The sequence below is a fragment of the Lysinibacillus sp. TE18511 genome, assembly GCF_054062295.1.
The window spans coordinates 1-18973 of sequence record NZ_JBSSFD010000059.1; the positions used below are offsets into that span (position 1 = coordinate 1).

Annotated in this window: 19 protein-coding genes and 1 riboswitch; of the genes, 7 read left to right on the top strand and 12 right to left on the bottom strand. The window is 38.1% G+C overall.

Going from position 1 to position 18973, the window contains the following annotated elements; translation table 11 throughout:
* A partial coding sequence (locus ACVWXS_RS24155) for a hypothetical protein (protein ID WP_456960468.1) occupies positions 1-324 on the top strand: 324 nt, incomplete at its 5' end.
* Positions 325-368: 44 nt separating this feature from the next.
* Here the strand turns inward: ACVWXS_RS24155 and ACVWXS_RS24160 are convergent.
* Complete coding sequence (locus ACVWXS_RS24160) at positions 369-1202, bottom strand: undecaprenyl-diphosphate phosphatase (protein ID WP_456960469.1); 834 nt, start codon at positions 1200-1202, stop codon at positions 369-371.
* 169 nt (positions 1203-1371) lie between these two features.
* Complete coding sequence (locus ACVWXS_RS24165) at positions 1372-2451, bottom strand: metallophosphoesterase (RefSeq protein ID WP_456960470.1); 1080 nt, start codon at positions 2449-2451, stop codon at positions 1372-1374.
* A gap of 417 nt (positions 2452-2868) precedes the next feature.
* Here ACVWXS_RS24165 and ACVWXS_RS24170 point away from each other — a divergent pair, with 417 nt between their 5' ends.
* Positions 2869-3027 (top strand): hypothetical protein, encoded by a 159-nt coding sequence (locus tag ACVWXS_RS24170; protein ID WP_456960471.1) that lies wholly within the window; start codon positions 2869-2871, stop codon positions 3025-3027.
* 77 nt (positions 3028-3104) lie between these two features.
* Positions 3105-4253, top strand: coding sequence for an acyl-CoA dehydrogenase family protein (locus ACVWXS_RS24175; RefSeq protein WP_456960472.1), 1149 nt, complete (start codon positions 3105-3107; stop codon positions 4251-4253).
* On the opposite strand, the gene ACVWXS_RS24180 is transcribed toward ACVWXS_RS24175, so the two are convergent.
* From ACVWXS_RS24180 to ACVWXS_RS24200, 5 genes are all read right to left on the bottom strand, one after another.
* Positions 4228-4680 carry a hypothetical protein gene (locus tag ACVWXS_RS24180; RefSeq protein WP_456960473.1) on the bottom strand — a complete coding sequence of 151 codons (453 nt, stop codon included), beginning with the start codon at positions 4678-4680 and terminating at the stop codon, positions 4228-4230. The two genes, ACVWXS_RS24175 and ACVWXS_RS24180, sit on opposite strands and share 26 nt — an antisense overlap.
* A 73-nt stretch (positions 4681-4753) precedes the next feature.
* The gene (locus tag ACVWXS_RS24185; protein ID WP_456960474.1) at positions 4754-6946 is read right to left on the bottom strand and encodes a histidine kinase dimerization/phospho-acceptor domain-containing protein; all 2193 of its coding nucleotides are present in this window, start codon (positions 6944-6946) and stop codon (positions 4754-4756) included.
* Between the two features lie 15 nt (positions 6947-6961).
* Positions 6962-7117, bottom strand: a complete 156-nt coding sequence (locus ACVWXS_RS24190) for a hypothetical protein (RefSeq protein ID WP_456960476.1) — start codon at positions 7115-7117, stop codon at positions 6962-6964.
* Entirely contained in the window at positions 7095-7787 is a 693-nt protein-coding gene (locus ACVWXS_RS24195) for a response regulator transcription factor (RefSeq protein ID WP_374964049.1), read from the bottom strand. Before ACVWXS_RS24195 ends, ACVWXS_RS24190 begins: the two co-directional genes overlap by 23 nt.
* Before the next feature lie 209 nt (positions 7788-7996).
* Positions 7997-8851 carry a DMT family transporter gene (locus ACVWXS_RS24200; RefSeq protein WP_456960477.1) on the bottom strand — a complete coding sequence of 285 codons (855 nt, stop codon included), beginning with the start codon at positions 8849-8851 and terminating at the stop codon, positions 7997-7999.
* Positions 8852-9007: 156 nt separating this feature from the next.
* Between ACVWXS_RS24200 and ACVWXS_RS24205 the strand changes: the two genes are divergently transcribed.
* A complete protein-coding gene (locus tag ACVWXS_RS24205) occupies positions 9008-9238 on the top strand; it encodes a MerR family transcriptional regulator (protein WP_374964051.1) in 231 nt (76 codons plus the stop codon).
* Positions 9239-9332: 94 nt separating this feature from the next.
* Here the strand turns inward: ACVWXS_RS24205 and ACVWXS_RS24210 are convergent, their stop codons facing one another.
* The 3 genes from ACVWXS_RS24210 to ACVWXS_RS24220 all read right to left on the bottom strand — a co-directional run bounded on the left by ACVWXS_RS24210 (position 9333) and on the right by ACVWXS_RS24220 (position 12957).
* Positions 9333-10319 carry a homoserine dehydrogenase gene (locus ACVWXS_RS24210; protein ID WP_374964052.1) on the bottom strand — a complete coding sequence of 329 codons (987 nt, stop codon included), beginning with the start codon at positions 10317-10319 and terminating at the stop codon, positions 9333-9335.
* 632 nt (positions 10320-10951) lie between these two features.
* Positions 10952-11338: a hypothetical protein gene (locus ACVWXS_RS24215; RefSeq protein ID WP_374964053.1), complete on the bottom strand. Its 387-nt coding sequence runs from the start codon at positions 11336-11338 to the stop codon at positions 10952-10954.
* A 317-nt stretch (positions 11339-11655) separates the two neighbouring features.
* The gene (locus ACVWXS_RS24220) at positions 11656-12957 is read right to left on the bottom strand and encodes an O-acetylhomoserine aminocarboxypropyltransferase/cysteine synthase family protein (protein WP_068985112.1); all 1302 of its coding nucleotides are present in this window, start codon (positions 12955-12957) and stop codon (positions 11656-11658) included.
* A gap of 116 nt (positions 12958-13073) precedes the next feature.
* A riboswitch (SAM riboswitch) is annotated at positions 13074-13187 on the bottom strand.
* A gap of 155 nt (positions 13188-13342) precedes the next feature.
* Between ACVWXS_RS24220 and ACVWXS_RS24225 the strand changes: the two genes are divergently transcribed.
* Positions 13343-13975 carry a glycerol-3-phosphate acyltransferase gene (locus ACVWXS_RS24225; protein ID WP_456960478.1) on the top strand — a complete coding sequence of 211 codons (633 nt, stop codon included), beginning with the start codon at positions 13343-13345 and terminating at the stop codon, positions 13973-13975.
* Between the two features lie 248 nt (positions 13976-14223).
* On the opposite strand, the gene ACVWXS_RS24230 is transcribed toward ACVWXS_RS24225, so the two are convergent.
* Positions 14224-15744, bottom strand: a complete 1521-nt coding sequence (locus ACVWXS_RS24230; protein WP_456960479.1) for a succinate CoA transferase — start codon at positions 15742-15744, stop codon at positions 14224-14226.
* Between the two features lie 285 nt (positions 15745-16029).
* On the opposite strand from ACVWXS_RS24230, the gene chrR reads away from it, so the two are divergent.
* Together chrR and ACVWXS_RS24240 are read left to right on the top strand one after the other, a co-directional pair.
* Positions 16030-16761, top strand: coding sequence for a class II chromate reductase ChrR (chrR, locus tag ACVWXS_RS24235; protein WP_456960480.1), 732 nt, complete (start codon positions 16030-16032; stop codon positions 16759-16761).
* Between the two features lie 364 nt (positions 16762-17125).
* A complete protein-coding gene (locus ACVWXS_RS24240) occupies positions 17126-17581 on the top strand; it encodes a hypothetical protein (protein ID WP_456960481.1) in 456 nt (151 codons plus the stop codon).
* An 845-nt stretch (positions 17582-18426) separates the two neighbouring features.
* Here the strand turns inward: ACVWXS_RS24240 and ACVWXS_RS24245 are convergent.
* A partial coding sequence (locus ACVWXS_RS24245) for an IS3 family transposase (RefSeq protein ID WP_456960482.1) occupies positions 18427-18973 on the bottom strand: 547 nt, incomplete at its 5' end.

The following is an 18973-nucleotide window of genomic DNA, read 5'->3' on the forward strand; positions in this document are numbered from 1 at the left end:
TATCCGTCGCCTCGACTTCTATCCGTCGCTTCGATGATTCTATCCGTCACTTTGGCGGTTCTTTCCGTCGTCCTTGCAGTTCTATCCGTCGCCTCAACTTCTATCCGTCGCTTCGATGATTCTATCCGTCACTTTGGCGGTTCTTTCCGTCGTCCTTGCAGTTCTTTCCGTCGCCTCGACTTCTATCCGTCGTCCTTGCAGTTCTTTCCGTCGCCTCGACCTCTATCCGTCGCCTCGACTGCTTTCAAAGATTCTGCATTTTGCTCAATACTATTGTTCACCGTTCTTGTATTTCATAGATCGCTTGAACAACATGTGAGATAAACAAAAAAGCCACTCGTTCTTTAATAGAAGAGTGACTTTCTAATTTACATAAAGATAATAAAAGCCAATACAGCAGCTAGTACTAAACGATAAATAGCAAATGGCATTAATTTCACTTTTGAAAGAAGTGCTAAGAAGAATTTAATAGAAAGTAATGCAAAAATAAATGAACTAATAAACCCTACTGCATAGAAGCTAAAATAATCCATAGATAGCGTATCCCAGTTTTTCAGTACAGATACTAGACTAGCACCTGCCATAATTGGTACTGCCATAATGAACGTAAAATCTGCCGCTACACGGTGACTCAGCCCAAATAGTACACCACCAGAGATTGTTGCACCTGAACGAGAAAACCCTGGCCAAAGTGATAAACATTGTACTAAACCTACTTTAAATGCTAAACCATAAGAAATCTTATCTAACGAATCCACTTTTGGTTTTTTCGGTGCAAATTTATCTGCAATAATCATTAAAATTGCCCCAGCTACTAAAGCATAAATAACATGCTCTACTTTAAATAAATGGTCATCGATAAAGTCCTTAAATGCAAAACCTAATACAGTTGCTGGCAACATGCCCACAATAACATGCATTAAGTTGAAGCGACCTTTCATCGAAGTAGATTGTCCTTCGATTTTATATAGCCCTACTAAGCTCAACATTCGTTTCCACATCACAACGACTACGGCTAATATAGAACCTAGTTGAACAACAATTTTAAATGTATTAGCGGGATACATCCCTAAAAACTCCTCTGTCTTTAGCCACATATCGTCCACAATAATCATATGACCTGTCGATGACACTGGTGCAAACTCTGTCAACCCTTCGACCATACCTAAAATTAACGCCTTTAATAACTCTATGATATCCACATCTTCACCTTACCTTTTATTAATTAAATATCCACATATAATAAAATACTCTTTTTCATGTACATTGGCTATAGTCTTCAGCTGTGAGTAGACAACATTTACACAAAAATATAATTATAGCTGTTTAACATCGAGTGGTCTAAACACCAGCCTCTGCCACCCCTATTATTTAATGGAAATTGATATCTACCACCCATAATTCAGAACGGCTGCCTATTCGCATCGGAGGGCCCCAAAAGCCAAAGCCTGATGAAACAAGTGTATGCATTTTCCCCTTCATCTTATAACCATAATCAAGCTCAAATACACGAGCCGTTATATACTGATTAGGCCATAGTTGACCTTTATGTGTATGACCTGACATATGGAAGTCTACGCTTATTTTTGCAGGCGTTATTAAATCATTTGGGGTATGATTCATTACAAACCAAGGCAAGTCATCTGTTAACTTCAATGCATCTAGTTGCTTTCTATCCTTATTTGTCCTATCCTCTTGACCCGTTAATAGTAACGCATTATCGATTCTAATAGTTTCGTCCCTCAAAATTTTTACATTTGCGTTTTCCATCTCTTCAACAAATTCAGAAATTTTCTTGCCGTAATATTCGTGATTACCAAGTACACCGTACACTCCGTATGTAGAAGTTAATTGCTTCATTACACCTGCCATTCCCTCTTGAACAAACCATTTAGGATCATCATCCACAATATCCCCAACTAAAAAGACGATATCCGGCTTTGCTTCATTCGATAAAGTAACAAAGCGCTGTAAATGTTTTTTATGGGATAGAACACCTAAATGAAAATCTGATGCCACTACAACTCTCAACGACTCTAACTCACTACTCTTTTTATCCATCGTTATTTCTAAATGACGGACAACAGGAGAATACGCTAAATAGGAGCCTACAATACTTAATAAAAGCAACATTGCAACTGCTATACTGCCAATTATCTGTACACTATTAAAGGGACTTAGCCAAATAATAATATTTGCTCCCAAACAAATTAATAATCCATATTCAAAAATAAACATCCAGTAATTACCAATAATTGAAAACACTCGTAAAGACTCATGCAGTCTGCCAATCATAATACTAAATGCAATGATATATAGCACTAACCAATATAAAATTGGATAACGGAACCATTCCATTGCCACAAGCCATTGCCTTAATCCCCACCCTAAGTAAAAAGTTAATGCACTATATATACTTATTAAAAGAATTCCACCAATTACTTTAGGCATATTTTAGTCCTCCACTTTTATATTTTCTTAGTCGATTATAGCATTATACTTAATATTTATATTTGCACTAAGTACTTTCACTATTCGTCTTTAGAAAGTAAGGGAGAAAGGACAACCAATTGACACCTTATATCAAGTGTACATCTTCCTCGGAATTCAATCGTATGATTTACATGACAATCCCTAATAGGAAAGTGACAATTTCGTAATCTAGGTGATTACTTACCACTTTAGCTATTGGAATGGAGACTGAGCGACTCCTTGGGGATCAGCGGTAGAGGAACAAAGGCTAAAAGCATCTCGTCCTGTGATAACGCCTTTGTGACCTACATCGTGCTGCTGCCGCTACGTTAACACTACGCTTTCGCGCAAGAAACAATGTGCTGTTGCCGCTGCCGCTTCGTTAGCACTACGCTTTTGCGCAAAAAACATCTGTTGGCCCAAGCGGCTCATCGGACGCCCCCAGGAAGCTCTGCTCTGCGCGAAAGCGAAGCGTCAGCCCAAAGCGCTCAGCCGGAATGGAAATCAACCCTACATTATGGTAATGATCCCTACTTTTTGATTAATACACTTTAATTTCGCCCATTTTTCCAGTAACATTATAATAGTAAGAAAATTTACACATTTACGAGCGAAAAAGGGGTGCTGTTCCAATGACAAGATACAAATTCGAATCAACAGAGCATGAGTTATTTCGTAAAACCTTACGTAAGTTTTTAGCAGAAGAAGCTGAACCACACTATCCACAATGGGAAAAAGATCAACTTATTCCACTTGAGTTTTGGCGTAAGCTCGGAGAAATGGGCTATCTATGCCCCCAAGTAGAAGAACAATATGGCGGTCTCGGGCTCGATTTTAGCTTCGGCGTTACTATTCAAGAAGAGCTAGAGCGAGTAGGTTCAAGTCTTATTGGCGTTGGTTTGCATAACGATATTGTCGTGCCGTATATTGAGGCATACGGCTCAAATGAGCAAAAATCACGCTGGCTACCTAAATGTGTTACAGGTGAATATATTACAGCGATTGCTATGACAGAGCCAGGCGCAGGTTCAGATTTAGCAAACCTCCAAACAACTGCCATTCGTGATGGCGATCATTACATCGTCAACGGACAAAAAACATTTATTACAAATGGTATTCATACAAACTTGGCGGTTGTTGCTGTCAAAACAAATCCTCAGGCAGAAAAAAAACATCGTGGCATTAGCCTTCTTGTCATAGAGGACGGGACACCTGGCTTCACGAAAGGCCGCAAGCTCGAAAAAGTCGGAATGCACGCACAGGACACAGCTGAGCTATATTTCGAGGATTGTCGAGTACCTGTAGAAAATCTCCTCGGTGAAGAAGGTAAAGGCTTTACCTATATGATGGAAAAGTTGCAGCAAGAGCGTTTAGCAGTGGCCATCGCTGCACAAACGGCTGCTGAGGATATGCTGGCCTTAACGATTGATTATGTAAAATCACGCGAAGCTTTTGGTAAATCAATTAGTGACTTCCAAAACACACAATTTAAAATAGCGGAAATGGCGACAAAAATTGAGCTTGGCAAATCTTTCTTAGAATCTTTAATAGAAGAGCATATCGCAGGAAATGATGTTGTGACAAAGGTTTCAATGGCAAAATACTGGATAACAGAAAATGCACGTGAGCTTGCTATCCAATGTATGCAGTTACATGGTGGCTACGGTTATATGGAAGAATATAAGATTGCTAGAAGATATCGAGATATTCCGGTCATGTCCATTTATGCAGGTACCAACGAGGTCATGAAAGTAATTATTGCCAAGAATTTAGGGTTATAACTACGTCAATGAAATTAAGATGTTCTATTAAATATAGTGTGGCTCTTCGGCAAAATGAGTGGTTGATTTCCGTTCCTCCTGAGCGCTTTTCCGGGGGCTCCGATGGGCCGCTTCGCTTCGTAGAGCCGAGGCGACGGATTGAAGAGTCGAAGTAACGGATAGAACAGCCAAAGTCGTGGATAGAACAGCCAAAACCGTGGTTAGAACAGCCAAAACCGTGGTTAGAACAGCCAAAACCGTGGTTAGAACAGCCAAAACCGTGGATAGAACAGCCAAAACCGTGGTTAGAACAGCCAAAACCGTGGTTAGAACAGCCAAAACCGTGGATAGAACAGCCAAAACCGTGGTTAGAACAGCCAAAACCGTGGTTAGAACCGCTAGAGCCGAGAATGGCCCCGCCAAAACGACGGATTGAAATCCACAACATTCAAAAGGATTTCCTCACATATTTTATTTTTCAACATAATGAAAACAGCGGCAAAACTTTTGCCGCTGTCTGATTATACTGCCGGAATTCGAACGATTACCTTAAATAAATCTCCGTCTATTTCTATACTCATACGAGCACCATGTAAATCTACGATGGATTGCGCTATGGCTAAGCCGAGCCCTGAGCCCTCTGTATGGCGAGAAGCATCCGCTCGCTTAAAGCGTTCAAATAATTCTTCGGCATCCTCGCTAATTTCATACTTTGCGACATTCTTAACCGTGAATTCCGCATCACCCTCAGGAGTATGTTTTAATGTAACATAGACACGCGTGCCTTCTAATGCATATTTCAATACATTGACAATTAAATTATCGATCAGTCTCCACCATTTTTGACCATCTACATATGCGTAAATTGGCTCATGAGGCTTTGTCATTCGTAAATCTAAACGCGCCTGCATTAAATCTTCCTCATGCTCCCCTACCGCCTGCTGCACCAGCTGAGTTAAATCAACTCGACTACGATGGAGCTCAATATTACCACTCGCCATTTTTGATACTTCAAAAAGATCCTCTATTAATACTTTTAAACGCTCTGATTTTTTATCAAGAATATGAATATATTGCTTACGCTCTTCCTCTGTAATATCAGGATTTTTCAGTAAATCGGTGTACGTAATAATGGATGTTAATGGTGTGCGTAAATCATGACTAACATTCGTAATTAACTCTGTTTTTAATCGCTCACTTTTTGCCTGCTCATGCATGGACGTGCGTACGCCTTCCCTTAAATGATTAAGATTTTCTGCATGCCCTGCAAGTGGTGATTTGCCCATTACCTTCACATCACGATTTAAACGTCCTTCCGCCATGTCTTTTGTATCCTTCATAATTCGGTTTAAATAGCCCATTCTAGAGAGGAAAACAATCATGGCTGGTATACCGATCATTGCGCAGATGACAAATACAAAGAAAGGAAAACCGCCACCTCTTAACATTGTAGCGACAAGACTTCCACCACCGAAAAACGCTGCTCCAATCATCACAATGGAATGCAATGCAATGGAACGATTTATAAATAAATCTGTAATTGATTCGCCTAGTGACCATAAATAGCTAGCTTTTAAATTCTCTTCTAATTTCTGCGCTGTATTCACTCGATTATACAACCATATTAGCTGAATAAAGAATACGATCGCGATAATCATTAAGACGCCTGCTTCAAATAGTATATCCAAGATAACGCGTACATAATTGTATTGATAGTAAGATCCAATTGAATCCATAACAATATGTGATGCAAACCAATACATAGAGCCAGTTATGAACAATAATCCTATTTGGTAATCAATTTTCAGCTTTGCAAGAGCTTCTTTTTCCTTTATACCTAGTACCATTCGCAGTACTTCTTTACGCCCTTTCCATGCAAAAATAGCCGCTACAATACTCGTTAACCATATAATGAAGTAGATATATTGATTGAGTTTAAAATGGTCATAGCCTTCCATAACATATGCTGTTTGTGCTGATTTTTTAGAAATTGTAATGGTACCAGTGTAATCAGCAGTTTCTCTAAGATTATCTGTGTTAACGTAGGCATCATTTTCATAAAAAATATAGTTCAAACTATTACTAATATTCTCAGTAATTAATGGATGCTGCTCAGTGTACTCTTTTTTATAAGCGCTACTATCCGAAACATCGCCTGAACGATACGTTTTGCCTGTTTCAGTGTTCGTTAATTCATAAGACCAGTAATTATTATTTTTCACAAAATTCTTTGCTTCATCTTGTGCTGCCTTTATATATTGATCAACGAGTGCTTCCTTATCAGCAAGAATTTTCTTACGAACATGCTCATCATCCTCAAAGTTTGCCGTAATATCTTTAATTTTCTCATCTCGCTCTTTCTCAAGCTTTGTTTTTAAGTCCGTTGCATTTACATTAGCAGCTTCTTGAATACGTTCCTCATATTGAGCTTTAATATTATCGATCTGGCTTCCTATTGTTCCATAGCGATTACGATGCTCTTCAATTTCATTTTGCGTAACCACTATTTTACTTTTTAAATCCTTGGCAACTGGTACATTTAACACTAAAGGTCCTAACTCCGACTGAAAATTATCAAGTTCGTGCTGGAAATCATCGGATTGGAAGTAGGACTTTCCAATATATTGATACCCAATATTGGAAAACGTAAATATACCGAAAATCACCCAGATTAAACATATAAGAGCGAGAAGAGGTTTCCAATTTTTCAACATACTAATAACTCCCCTCTATAAAATTTTCTCAAGTAATTGTAATACCTCTGAAGAGCGGGCATTGACTAGCTGATACGCAAATACACCGAAATAAATTAGTCCAATAACCGCTGCTACAAACCCTGCAATTGTAACATACTGTTCTATTTTATTTTTCCATTTTATAGCCAACGCCCCACACCACCTTTAAATAGCGTGGATTTTTCGGATCTGCTTCGATTTTTTCACGTATTTTTCGAATGTGCACTGCCACAATATTTTCTGCATTGTAGGCTTCCTCATTCCATACACGCTCATAAATCTCTCTAATCGAAAATACACGTCCTGCATTTTTCATTAATAATTCCGTAATTTTATATTCGATTGGTGTTAATCGAACAGGCTCTCCTTCTAAAATGACTTCCTTGGCGTCTTCATCCAATACAAGTCCGTCGATTTCCACCTTTGCTGTTTCGTCATTGTACGTCCCAAGTTGTACATAACGTCGTAGCTGTGATTTTACCCGAGCCAACAATTCTAATGGATGAAAAGGTTTTGTGACGTAATCATCTGCACCTACAGACAATCCATGAATTTTGTCGCCATCCTCTGCCTTCGCACTAAGCATAATAATTGGAATATTGCGCGCTTCTCTAATCTTAAATGTCGCTGTAATTCCATCCATATTTGGCATCATAATATCTAAAATAATTAAATGTACTTCATTGTTTTCTAGCTTTTCAAGTGCCTCTAAGCCGTCAGCAGCTTTAATGACATTGTAGCCTTCATTTTTTAAATAAATTTCAATACCATCACGAATATCTTGATCATCGTCCGTTACAAGAACTGTTAGTTTCGTCATGATATGCACCTCGCTCTCAAATAATAGTGTACCTGTTAAATCTTAAAAACCAGTTATTATAAAAATGAAGAAATTCTTAAGGTTTTAATGAATCCTATCAAATGTATTAGTTAACTATTTGGCTCATCACCATAACGTGGGGTTGATTTCCGTTTCGACTGAGTGCTTTTCCCAGGGGCAAGCATACAAAAATATTGTAAGACTTGTTCTCAAACCTTTTTTCGTCCTCCGAATGTCAGTACAACAATGCCACCTAATAACATTACTACACCGATCCAGGAAGTCACACTTAAATATTCTCCGACTAAAAAGACCCCCAGTATGGCTGCTGTCAACGGCTCTGCTAGTGATAGTGTTACAGCCGTCGATGAAGTAATTTTCTGAAGACCTTTTAAAAACAATAAATAGGCTATGCTTGTACACATTATTCCCATGAAAAGCATCGTCCATAGATTGTGTGCGACAGCTAACCAGCTAAAACCACCACTGATTGAGAAAGGAAGCAAAAATAACGCACAAATTGAAAACGTCATCGCTACTGCTGGAAGTGCCTCCTCTTGTGTCATAAGCTTTTTACTAATATTTGTGTACATGGCGAAGGAGAAACCTGCACAAAGAGCTAGTCCGATCCCTCCCATATGAACAGCCCCTTCCCCATTATTAACGAATAATAACATGCAGCCGAGTATTGCTATAATTGTTGCTATGCCCCACACCTTTGTCGGTCGAGTTTTCCATAGTATCCATTCTAAAGCGCCTGAAAACATAGGAGCACTACCAATCGTTGCAACTGTTCCAATAGCTACACCTGTTAGACGTATTGATGAGAAAAAAAGACCTTGGAATAAGGCAATGCTCGCGGCAGCTAAAATTGTCCATTTCCACGACCATTTATAAAAGTTAATTTTACGTAGCAAAATGGTCATAGCTAATAATAGTCCGCCACCAATTGCAGAGCGAACTGTTGCCACCGCTATCGGGGATACTCCATCAACTAAGAATGTTTGTGCAGTGCCTGTCATACCCCACAATATTGCCGCTAGTAGTACGAAAAATGGATACATCTTTTATTGCCCCCTTTGACCTTACCACTCATTAACCTTAATAATACAGATTTATCCAAAATCAAACAATTACCATATTTCTTTTTCTTACATTAGCCACAGTATGCTTTCTTTGTAAGGGACGTTATAATATAAACAACAAAAGGAGCGAAAATTATGTATAAAACCGTTGAAGAAACAGCTATAGATCTTAGTATGCCTGAGGATCAAGTACTGCGTTTAGTCTATGAGGGACGCATCCGTTCTGTTTATGATGGAGATCAAATACTGATTAATAGCGGGCAATTCAGTACTTATTTTAATCAACTAGAACTTATAAAGGAGGAAATCGAAATTTGGCGTAATACACCCATTCCAGAGGATATTGATGTTAAAGATGAGGATTAAAAAATGCCTAGCATTCAAACAATTTGATATTGTGAATGTTAGGCATTTATATTATTTTAGTTGAAATCAGGCGGACACAGTTAACTCCCGCCCATTATATTGTTACGACAAACCCAGCTCGTTTACCAATAATTTCCGCATAATCCTCAACCATTACACTAGCTGTTGGATACATACCTGCGCCAGGTCCTACTAATGTTAATGTGCCAATATAATTTGTATCCAACGCTACAGCATTATTCACGTCATCCACCGGATAAAGTGGATGTTCTTTATCAACTAATTGTGGGCCAACCTTTGCTACTACTGTACCATCCGCCAACTTCTCAACCTCTGCAACATGACGATAACGTAAGCCTTGTTCACACGCTTCTTTCACTTGCTCGGCTGAAATGCTATCAATCCCGATCACTTCTACATCAGCCCAATCTGGTTGCTCTCCAAATGCTAGTGCACTTAAAATCATTAATTTCTTAAAGGCATCCTGGCCTGAGATATCATTATATGGATCTGCCTCTGCATACCCTAAATTTTGCGCCTCTTTTAAAGCTGTTTCGAACGACCAGCCCTGTGCACGCATTTTTGTTAGAATATAATTGCATGTGCCATTTAAAACTCCTTGAATACGACTAACATCATTAACTAGTAAAATATTTTTCATCGTTTTAATAACAGGCACACCACCAGCTGTTGTTGCCTCAAAGCCGACAAATACACCATTCTCTTTTGCAAGATCCTGTAGTTCTAAGCCTCTTTTCGCGAACATCACTTTGTTAGCTGTAATGACATGGCATTTATGCTCTACAGCACGTTTTAAATAAGTAAATGCTGGCTCCTCATTGACAATCGCTTCAAATACAACCTGCATACCTGGCTCTGCTAAAACGTCATCCATACTAGTTGTCATTAAATGCGCTGTGCCTGGTACACGTTCACGGCTAGCATCTGTCACTAAAATTTTTGCTACTTCTAACTCAATTCCTAATTTATGTTTAAGCTCTTCACGCTTTTCGTTTAATATATGGTAAATTCCTTGACCTACCGTTCCAAATCCTAGGATCGCTGCCTTTATAGTTGCCATTCTTGTTATTCCCTCCAACTTACATTCCGCAGTTTCATTAAATTTAATTACGCCTTAGCTTAATTCGTACAGATTTTGAATTGTGCGCAGACTGTATATCGTAGGCCAGTTTGCGATGTTTCTAACTTCAGTTTCAGCAGATTTAGAGTCATGGCATTTCGCTCTCGCCATTTGCAAAAGTCTTCTATAGCTATCATTTCACTTTCGCTACACAAACCCTTTACTGAATGAAGATCATAAATCTGTGCAACACACACAAATTCAAATAATTCAAAATTCAACTTAAAAAAATTGTAACGCAAATACATACAATGCACAAGAAAAATCTTTCTAGAGAGGACATTTGTTTTCTCTAGACGTGCAGAAGAAATCGGTTTCATTCCCTTTATTATACGTTTTTTTAGTTGTTCTATAATATTTGAACAAATATTGACGGTTTTTTCTAAAGAAAACGAAAGTCTTTCTTCTATTATATATGTATGCTTAAACGTTCATAAAAATTGTTCATTTAAAAGATACCAATAAAAAATTTTTTCAGGTCAGTTAATCTATCTCTCTCCCACTTATCAAATCTAATTAAAAGGCTCATTCCCTGTAGCAGCAGAGAATGAGCCGAGATTTATGAGGGAGAACTAACTAGCTTTTGATAGCATTTGATAACGATATGTTGATATAACCTGTTGTACAAGTTCAATTTCTTCTTGCGTAAAGTTTGGTATTGCATACGTACGTTCAACTAATTGGAATGTACCGTATTTTAAGTAATACTCTGTCGCAGGTACAGGAATGTGACTTGCACCATATATTTCATATGCTTTGAAGACCTCTTTTACTATATAGCCTTCCTCTTTAGCATAAACGAATTCATTAAAAGCAGAATGTCCAAATGTCTGTACCCATTTGCTTTCAACTGACGCAAGTATGTTTTGAATGGACATGTTGTTCACAAACACATGATTTTCATTTAGTTCATAAATAAGATAAGATGCAATGTTTTGCGCACTATAAACATTTCCCATTTAAAACACTCCTTTATCATCAGTTTTTAGATCAGTGTAGCTATTGGCTACGCAAATATTCAAAAGTGGAGAGTACTTATGAAAAACAATTTGGTTCTAGGTTGGTAGCCTTTCGAACGCTTAAGTTATTCCCAAGTATAATACAAGGATTTAAATAAGTCAATAATACTTATAAAATTACTAGGAATTATTTGTGCATACTTTCGGATTACTTACCAAATGGGGTAAGTGGTTGATGCAGCAACGTTTTACGTATTACCAAATGAGGCCCATCGAATGAGACAATACGTAAACGCTACAACATTAGCCAATTTTTATTAAGCCTCTATTGTTTGTTGAGAAGCTGTTACTTGTTCAATAGCTTGTTCTAAATCTGCAATGATATCCTCTACTGCCTCTAAACCGATTGATAAGCGAATGAGCGACTCGGTTACACCAGTTTGGATTAACTCTTCAGCTGATAATTGCTGATGTGTAGTAGATGCTGGATGAATAATTAATGATTTGGCATCCCCTACATTTGCTACGTGCGAGAATAATTTCACACTATCAATTAGTTTACGCCCTGCTTCACGTCCACCTTTAATACCGAATGTAAGCACTGAACCGAAGCCATTTCTCAAATATTTTTTTGCTAAATCATGAGTAGGGAAATCTTCTAAGCCATTGTAATTTACATATTCCACAGATGGGTGGTTTCGTAAATATTCAGCTACTGCCAATGCATTTTCATTGTGTTTAGGAATACGCAAATGAAGCGTTTCTAAACCTTGTAATAAATTAAATGCTGCATCTGCACTTAACGTTGGTCCAAAGTCGCGTAGCAATTGTACACGCAGTTTTGTGGCAAATGCAGCCTCTGCTGTGTCAATACCATAACGCAAACCGTGATAAGAAGCATCTGGCTCAGTAAAGCCTGGGAAACGTCCACGAGTCCAATCAAACTTTCCTGCATCTACTACAACGCCACCTAAAGTTGTACCATGTCCGCCAATCCATTTTGTTGCGGAATGAACGACGATATCTGCACCGAAGTCAATTGGTGTAGAGCCATATGGTGAAGCAAATGTACTATCAATAATTAATGGCAAGCCGTTTTCATGTGCAATATTCGCTACTGCTTCAATATCTAGCACTTTTAAACTTGGGTTACCATAAATTTCAGCGAATACCGCTTTTGTTTTATCGGTAATCGCTGCTCGGAAATTTTCAGGGTTTGTTTCGTCTACAAAAATTGTTTTAATACCATAGTTTGGTAGTGTATTGGCAAATAAATTATAAGTACCTCCATATAAAGAACTCGCCGCGACAATTTCATCACCTGCACCCGCAAGATTTAAAATGGAAAATGCGATAGCTGCTGCACCAGATGAAAGTGCTACTGCTGCTGTACCGCCCTCTAATAAAGCGACGCGTTTTTCAAAAACATCTACAGTTGGGTTTGTAATACGAGTGTAAATATTGCCAGCTTCCTCTAAGGCAAAAAGACGTTGCGCATGAGCAGTGTCTTTAAAAACGAAAGCCGTTGAGCGATATACGGGTACTGTTCGAGATCCTGTTACTGGGTCTGGCTCTTGGCCACCGTGTAACAGCAATGTTTCTGGTTTAAAATTTGTCATTGTATACCTCCAAATGGTTATTTGTTTACGATGGCACCGGAGATGAGGAGGATTTTTCAGTAGAAAACAAAAACCCTCTTCAGCTAAGAAGAGGGTTGCGGTTGCAAGTTTTCCTCCCCTTATCTGCCAGATCCAAGTAAGAATCTGTAGGAATTAGCACCTTAGCAAGTTCGTCACTTACTGGTTGCCGGGCATCATAGGGCCTATCCCTCCGCCGCTCTTGATAAGAGTATGAGATTCAATTTCCATCGTTGTTACAAAGTATAAACATAGACTTTTTTTCTGTCAACACTAAAATTTTATTTTTTCCGAAACTTCTGTCTGCTTCTGAACGTATTACGAACGCATACACTATTTTAGTATTTATTTATAAAGGAGGAGTTTTATGGAAAAAGCCGTTATCATTTTTCTACTTGTTGGTTATTTAATTGGCTGTATTCACGGCTCTAAAGTTGCGCAGTTTTTATCCGGGGTAGATCTAAAAAAGACTGGTCATGGCAATGCTGGTGCTTCCAATGCAACACTTTCCCTTGGATGGAAATACGGCGTATTAGTCGCACTTATCGATATCGGTAAAGGTGTAGCAGCTATTATAGGTGCCCATTTTTATCTAGCAGATGCAACACATTTAACAGACGTACAAGTTTGGCTCTTAACCTATATCATAGCTGCCGGTGTCATCCTAGGTCACAACTTCCCATTTCACATGGGCTTCGATGGCGGCAAAGGAACTGCATCAATCATAGGGATCCTACTTGCAGTTGATTGGAAAATTGGTTTATTTGCACTCATTTTATTTGTTATTTTATCTTTCGCGACGAATTATTTAATTGTCGGTGTACTTGAATTTTATCTTGTTTTTTGTACAGCAACATATTTATGGATTCCTGGAGTAGGTCCAACGATTATTGCCCTACTACTTTTTGCAATAGCAATCATTTTGCATATTGAAAATATTAAGAGATTAATTCAGGGAACTGAGCCTAAAGTGACTTCTGCATTTAAGAAAAAGAAATAACCAGGTGTGTTGATTAACCATTTTTATCCATCCTGATTAGAAGGCTTTGATTTCCGCTACGGGCTGGGGCTTACCCGATCACTTCGAGGGCTCACCTGATCACATCGGGGCCCCGCCCGATCACTTCGGAGGCTCAAACGATCACTCAGAGACCTTGCTTGACCCGAGCTTTTTGCCGCAATACATTCTTAACAACTAAAAGCCTTGAAGGAACAAGTCAACTGTCCTTCAAGGCTTTCTTCATTTTATTATTTCGATAATGCAGGGTCCTTCATCGTCCCGTTTTTTGCGTAATTTACATGCCATGAAAGTGCTTTTTCTAGATTGTGTGGCGTATGGTGCCCACCTGTTGCTTCGTTAGCATCGTTAAAATACTTCCGTAATTGCTCACGATATTCCGGATGTGCACAGTTATCGATAATGAGTGCAACCCGTTCTTTTGGTGCAAGCCCTCGCAAATCTGCTACTCCCTGCTCTGTAACGATTACGTCTACATCATGCTCCGTATGGTCCACATGCGATACCATTGGGACGATACTAGAAACATTTCCGCCTTTCGCATAAGATTTTGTGACGAAAATACCTAATCTTGCATTACGTGCAAAGTCTCCAGAACCGCCGATTCCATTCATCATCTTTGTGCCAGAAACATGCGTAGAATTCACATTCCCGTAAATATCTACTTCAAGCGCTGTATTAACAGAAATTAACCCGAGTCGGCGAATAATTTCTGGTTGGTTAGAAATTTCTTGCGGGCGTAATACTAATTTATCGGTATATTGTTCGAAATTACTATACACTCGATTTCCAACTGCCTCGGAAAGAGTAATAGAAGTAGCAGATGCAAAGTTTACCTTACCTGCATCTATTAATTCAAATACCGCATCTTGTAGTACTTCCGAATATATTTCCAAGTTCTCAAACTCAGAATCTTTAAAGCCTAATAATACAGCATTTGCTACTGAACCTACTCCTGATTGGATTGGTCGTAAACTTGTCGTTAAACGGCCTACTTTAATTTCTTCACGTAGGAAGTTTAATAAATGATTGGCCATAATATCTGTTTCTTCATCAGCAGGAACGATTGTTGATGGTGCATCTAATATATCTGAAATCACAATACCTTTGACTTTATCTAAATCTAGTGGAATACCAATTGTGCCAAGTCGATCCGATACATCTTGTAATTGAATTGGATCACGTTTCCCCTGTGGTCCTGGCACAAAAATATCGTGCACACCCTCTAATGCATCAAGCTGAGCTATGTTCAACTCTATGATTATTTGGTTTGCCTCTTGCACAAAAATCGGAGAGTTACCAACTGAAGTTGTAGGAATTAGTAAGCCGTCTTCTGTAATAGCAGTCGCTTCAATAACTGCAAAATCAATAGGACCAATAATACCTTGACGTACTAGTTCTGCATTATGTGACAGGTGCGCATCAACGAATGTGATTTCACCACTGTTGATTTTATTACGAATACCGGCATCCGCTTGGAAAGGTCCGCGTTTGCGAATAACGCCAGCTTCTGCTAAGTATTGGTCAACTTCTGGACCAAGCGATGCACCTGTATATACATCTACCTGAAAGCTCTCTTTTTTAGCTTTTTCCACAAGTGCCAGTGGGACCACTTTAACGTCACCAGCACGTGTAAATCCGCTCATCCCAAGTACCATACCATCCTCAATCCAAGATGCTGCTTCTTCTGCTGTTACAACCTTGCTCCGTAGCTGTTCATTACGAAGCTTTTTCGCTAACTTTTCTTCCATCCCTTATTCCTCCATCCCACTTTATTTTTGTTCAACTAGATTACTTGGCTTAATTTTTCCGATCAAAAATCCATTTATTGGTGTATAAACCAAATAAACCGTCGCACAAACAATTCTATACTATTTAGAATTTTTAATCTATATTAACCAAAATATTTAACTTTACGAGAAAATTAATGCATTTTAATACTATCCAAAAATAATGTTAAGCTCGCATAAATTCGATTTATTTAAAAAAGCGTGATATGCTCTTGTTAAATAAGGGGAAAAGGAGATTTTTTTTAGATGGTTAAACAATTGTTACGTAACCACTCTTCGGTTCGTATTTATGATGGAAATCAAATTTCAAAAGAAATTATTGAAGAATTAATTGCTACTGCACAAATGGCTGCTACATCACATTTTGTACAAGCTTATAGTGTTATTTGGGTAACAGATGAAGAGAAAAAGGAAAAATTAGGTTTACTCTCTGGTAATCCTCGTCAATACGAAACTTCTGGCGGTGCCTTTGTCTTCTGTGTAGATTTCAAACGTCTGCAAATGGCAGGTAAATTAGAAGGTGTAGACATTGTAGCGGATTCAGCAGAAAATGTTCTTGTTGGGGTAGCTGATGTATCATTATTCGCTCAAAACTTTGTCATTGCGGCAGAGTCTATGGGATATGGTATTTGTTATATTGGCGGCGTGCGTAATAAGCCTGAGGAAATAAGCGAATTATTCAATCTACCTGATTATGTATTCCCACTATTCGGCTTAACAATCGGAGTTCCTGCTCGTCGCAACGAAGTAAAACCTCGTTTACCAGTTGCAGCAGTATTACATGAAAATGAATACAATGCAGAAAAATACGAAGAGCTTTTACCTGCTTACAATGACACAATGGAAACATACTATAATAATCGCTCATCGAATCGAAAAATTGATAACTGGACAAAGCAAATGGCTGACTTTTTAATCGAACAGCGCCGTCCTCATATTACAGATTTTTTAGCGGAAAAAGGTTTCAATTGGAAATGATGAAAAATAGGTTATGAAATTACGAATAGAACAATGGCTAAAACAATTTGATCATGTAACACCAAGTCCAAGTACTCAATTAATTTTGAGACTGGGCTTTTTTTACTTGAGGAAAATATAACGTCTTTGCTTTTGATATCGGGGACACTTCTTAACTCCCCATGAAAGAACTTAATCATCTTTCATTTTCTGTGATGAAGTGCTGTTTATTGCGCTTCATGGATGGCTAACGGGTGCTTTACTTCAATAAGGAGCAGAGCCTTTTTCTACTTAAACTAACAGATTAAAACAAAAGAATGAACAATATATGTTAAAATAGTTTTTTGTTACATAAAAATGGATTGAATATACTAGGGGGCTATTTATGCATGAATTCTATTTGATAAAAAAGACCGAAACACAAGATGACAATTTTTTTCTTAATTTTGGTAGGAATAGAGACAATTACAAGGATATAATTGTTGATTACATTACAGTTGATGACAATGTATTTGAATATATTTTTGATTCACTTACATGGATTCCATGTATGAACCCCGCTTTTCCAGGAAACCCCAAACAAGTAGGGATTAATGAGATTGGGATAACACTATTTGATGAACATTCGGCTTTCTCCCTTATTTCTATTTTTACTGCTTGGAGAGATTTATTTAAGAATGGTCCGAGTGTAATCGAAAAACTTATTTATTACCATGAATACACCGATGATGATATATTGAGTTTTGATAGAGATGACACTATAGAAAAATTCGAAAAAATTATTTATATATCTAAACAATTGTCTGATGGTAAGTACTACTTATATCATTGCGGTATATGAAAACAAAAAAACAACTCAAGTTGCAATATATCTTTGTGCAGGTAATTATTATATGCTTCTGTTTTTGATAGAAATTTTGGGTAGAAATTATTAAACTAACAGGGGCGATTGTTCAATAGAGCAGTCGCTTTTTTACTAACTGGGTTGTACTTAAATGTAGTGTAGTGCTTTAATTTAAAATCTCATAATTGAATACAAAGAGAAATCCCTGCTTTCAATAAGTAGGGATTTCTGGCATTTTAATGGACTTAGGAATTGGTGTAAAATAGCGGGACATTATTGAAGAAAAAACACATTAAAATGGATATATGGTCTCAATCAAAAAAATCATTCAGTTCTTCTTGAGCTAATATAAATGTCCGTATCGTGATGTACATTTTGCTTCCCTATTCATGTGTGAATAATTACAACCTTGATATAGAGACCTCTAATTGCATGATTTGGCAGCCAAAAATCAGCTATTACATGCGCTGGCTACGCGAGCAAGGCTATCATGCTCGCTACTCCAAGTAAAGTTGTAATATACAGTGATAATCAAAAATTTATACGGTTAAATTAGCGTTATTGCCGTACTTATAAGCGCATTTGTTTCAGTAAAACTGAATGAAATTAACTTGGTATATTTTAATACCTAGCTGTCTTCTATTGGATCTACGTCAAGTTTATAGACACACTCAAGTTAATTTTTTTGTGTTTCGCAACGTCCATTTTTGGAGTGTTCCACATCCCGAGTAGCCCGTCAAAGTGAAAAGAGCCTTTGACCGCCTACTCGGGATGTAGAGCGGAAAATGTATGGAAGTTGCGCCCGAAAAATGTGGAGGGGTAGATTTCTTTGTACCCCTTTTTTACGCTGCTGCTCGGCACATTTTCTCATACGCATCGGGTGTGAAATAATCAATGCTACCGTGGATTCGCTTGCGATTGTACCAGCCTTCGATGTACTTAAATAAAGCTACGCGTGCGGTTTCAAAGCGGTCGTAACGTGTTCGGTATACTTCTTCTTTTTTGAGTGTTGCGTGAAATGATTCGATGCATGCATTGTCATAAGGGCATCCTTTTCGACTAAATGATGGGATCATTTCGTATTTCTTTATGCGTTCACCAAAAATTTCACTTGTATATTGAGAGCCTAAATCAGTGTGTACAATTAGTCCTGGTGCTGGATTTTGCGCTGCTACTGCGTTATCAAGGGCTTCTAAAACTAGGTCAACCGTCATTTTACGACCAAATTTATACCCAATAATTTTCTTGGTGTGACAATCTAATACCGACGCCAAATAACACCAACCATCTTGTGCTGTGTGGATATACGTAATATCTGCCACCCATTTTTCATTGATAGTTTCGGTTGTAAAGTCTTGTCGCAACACGTTTTCACGCTCTTCCACGGGT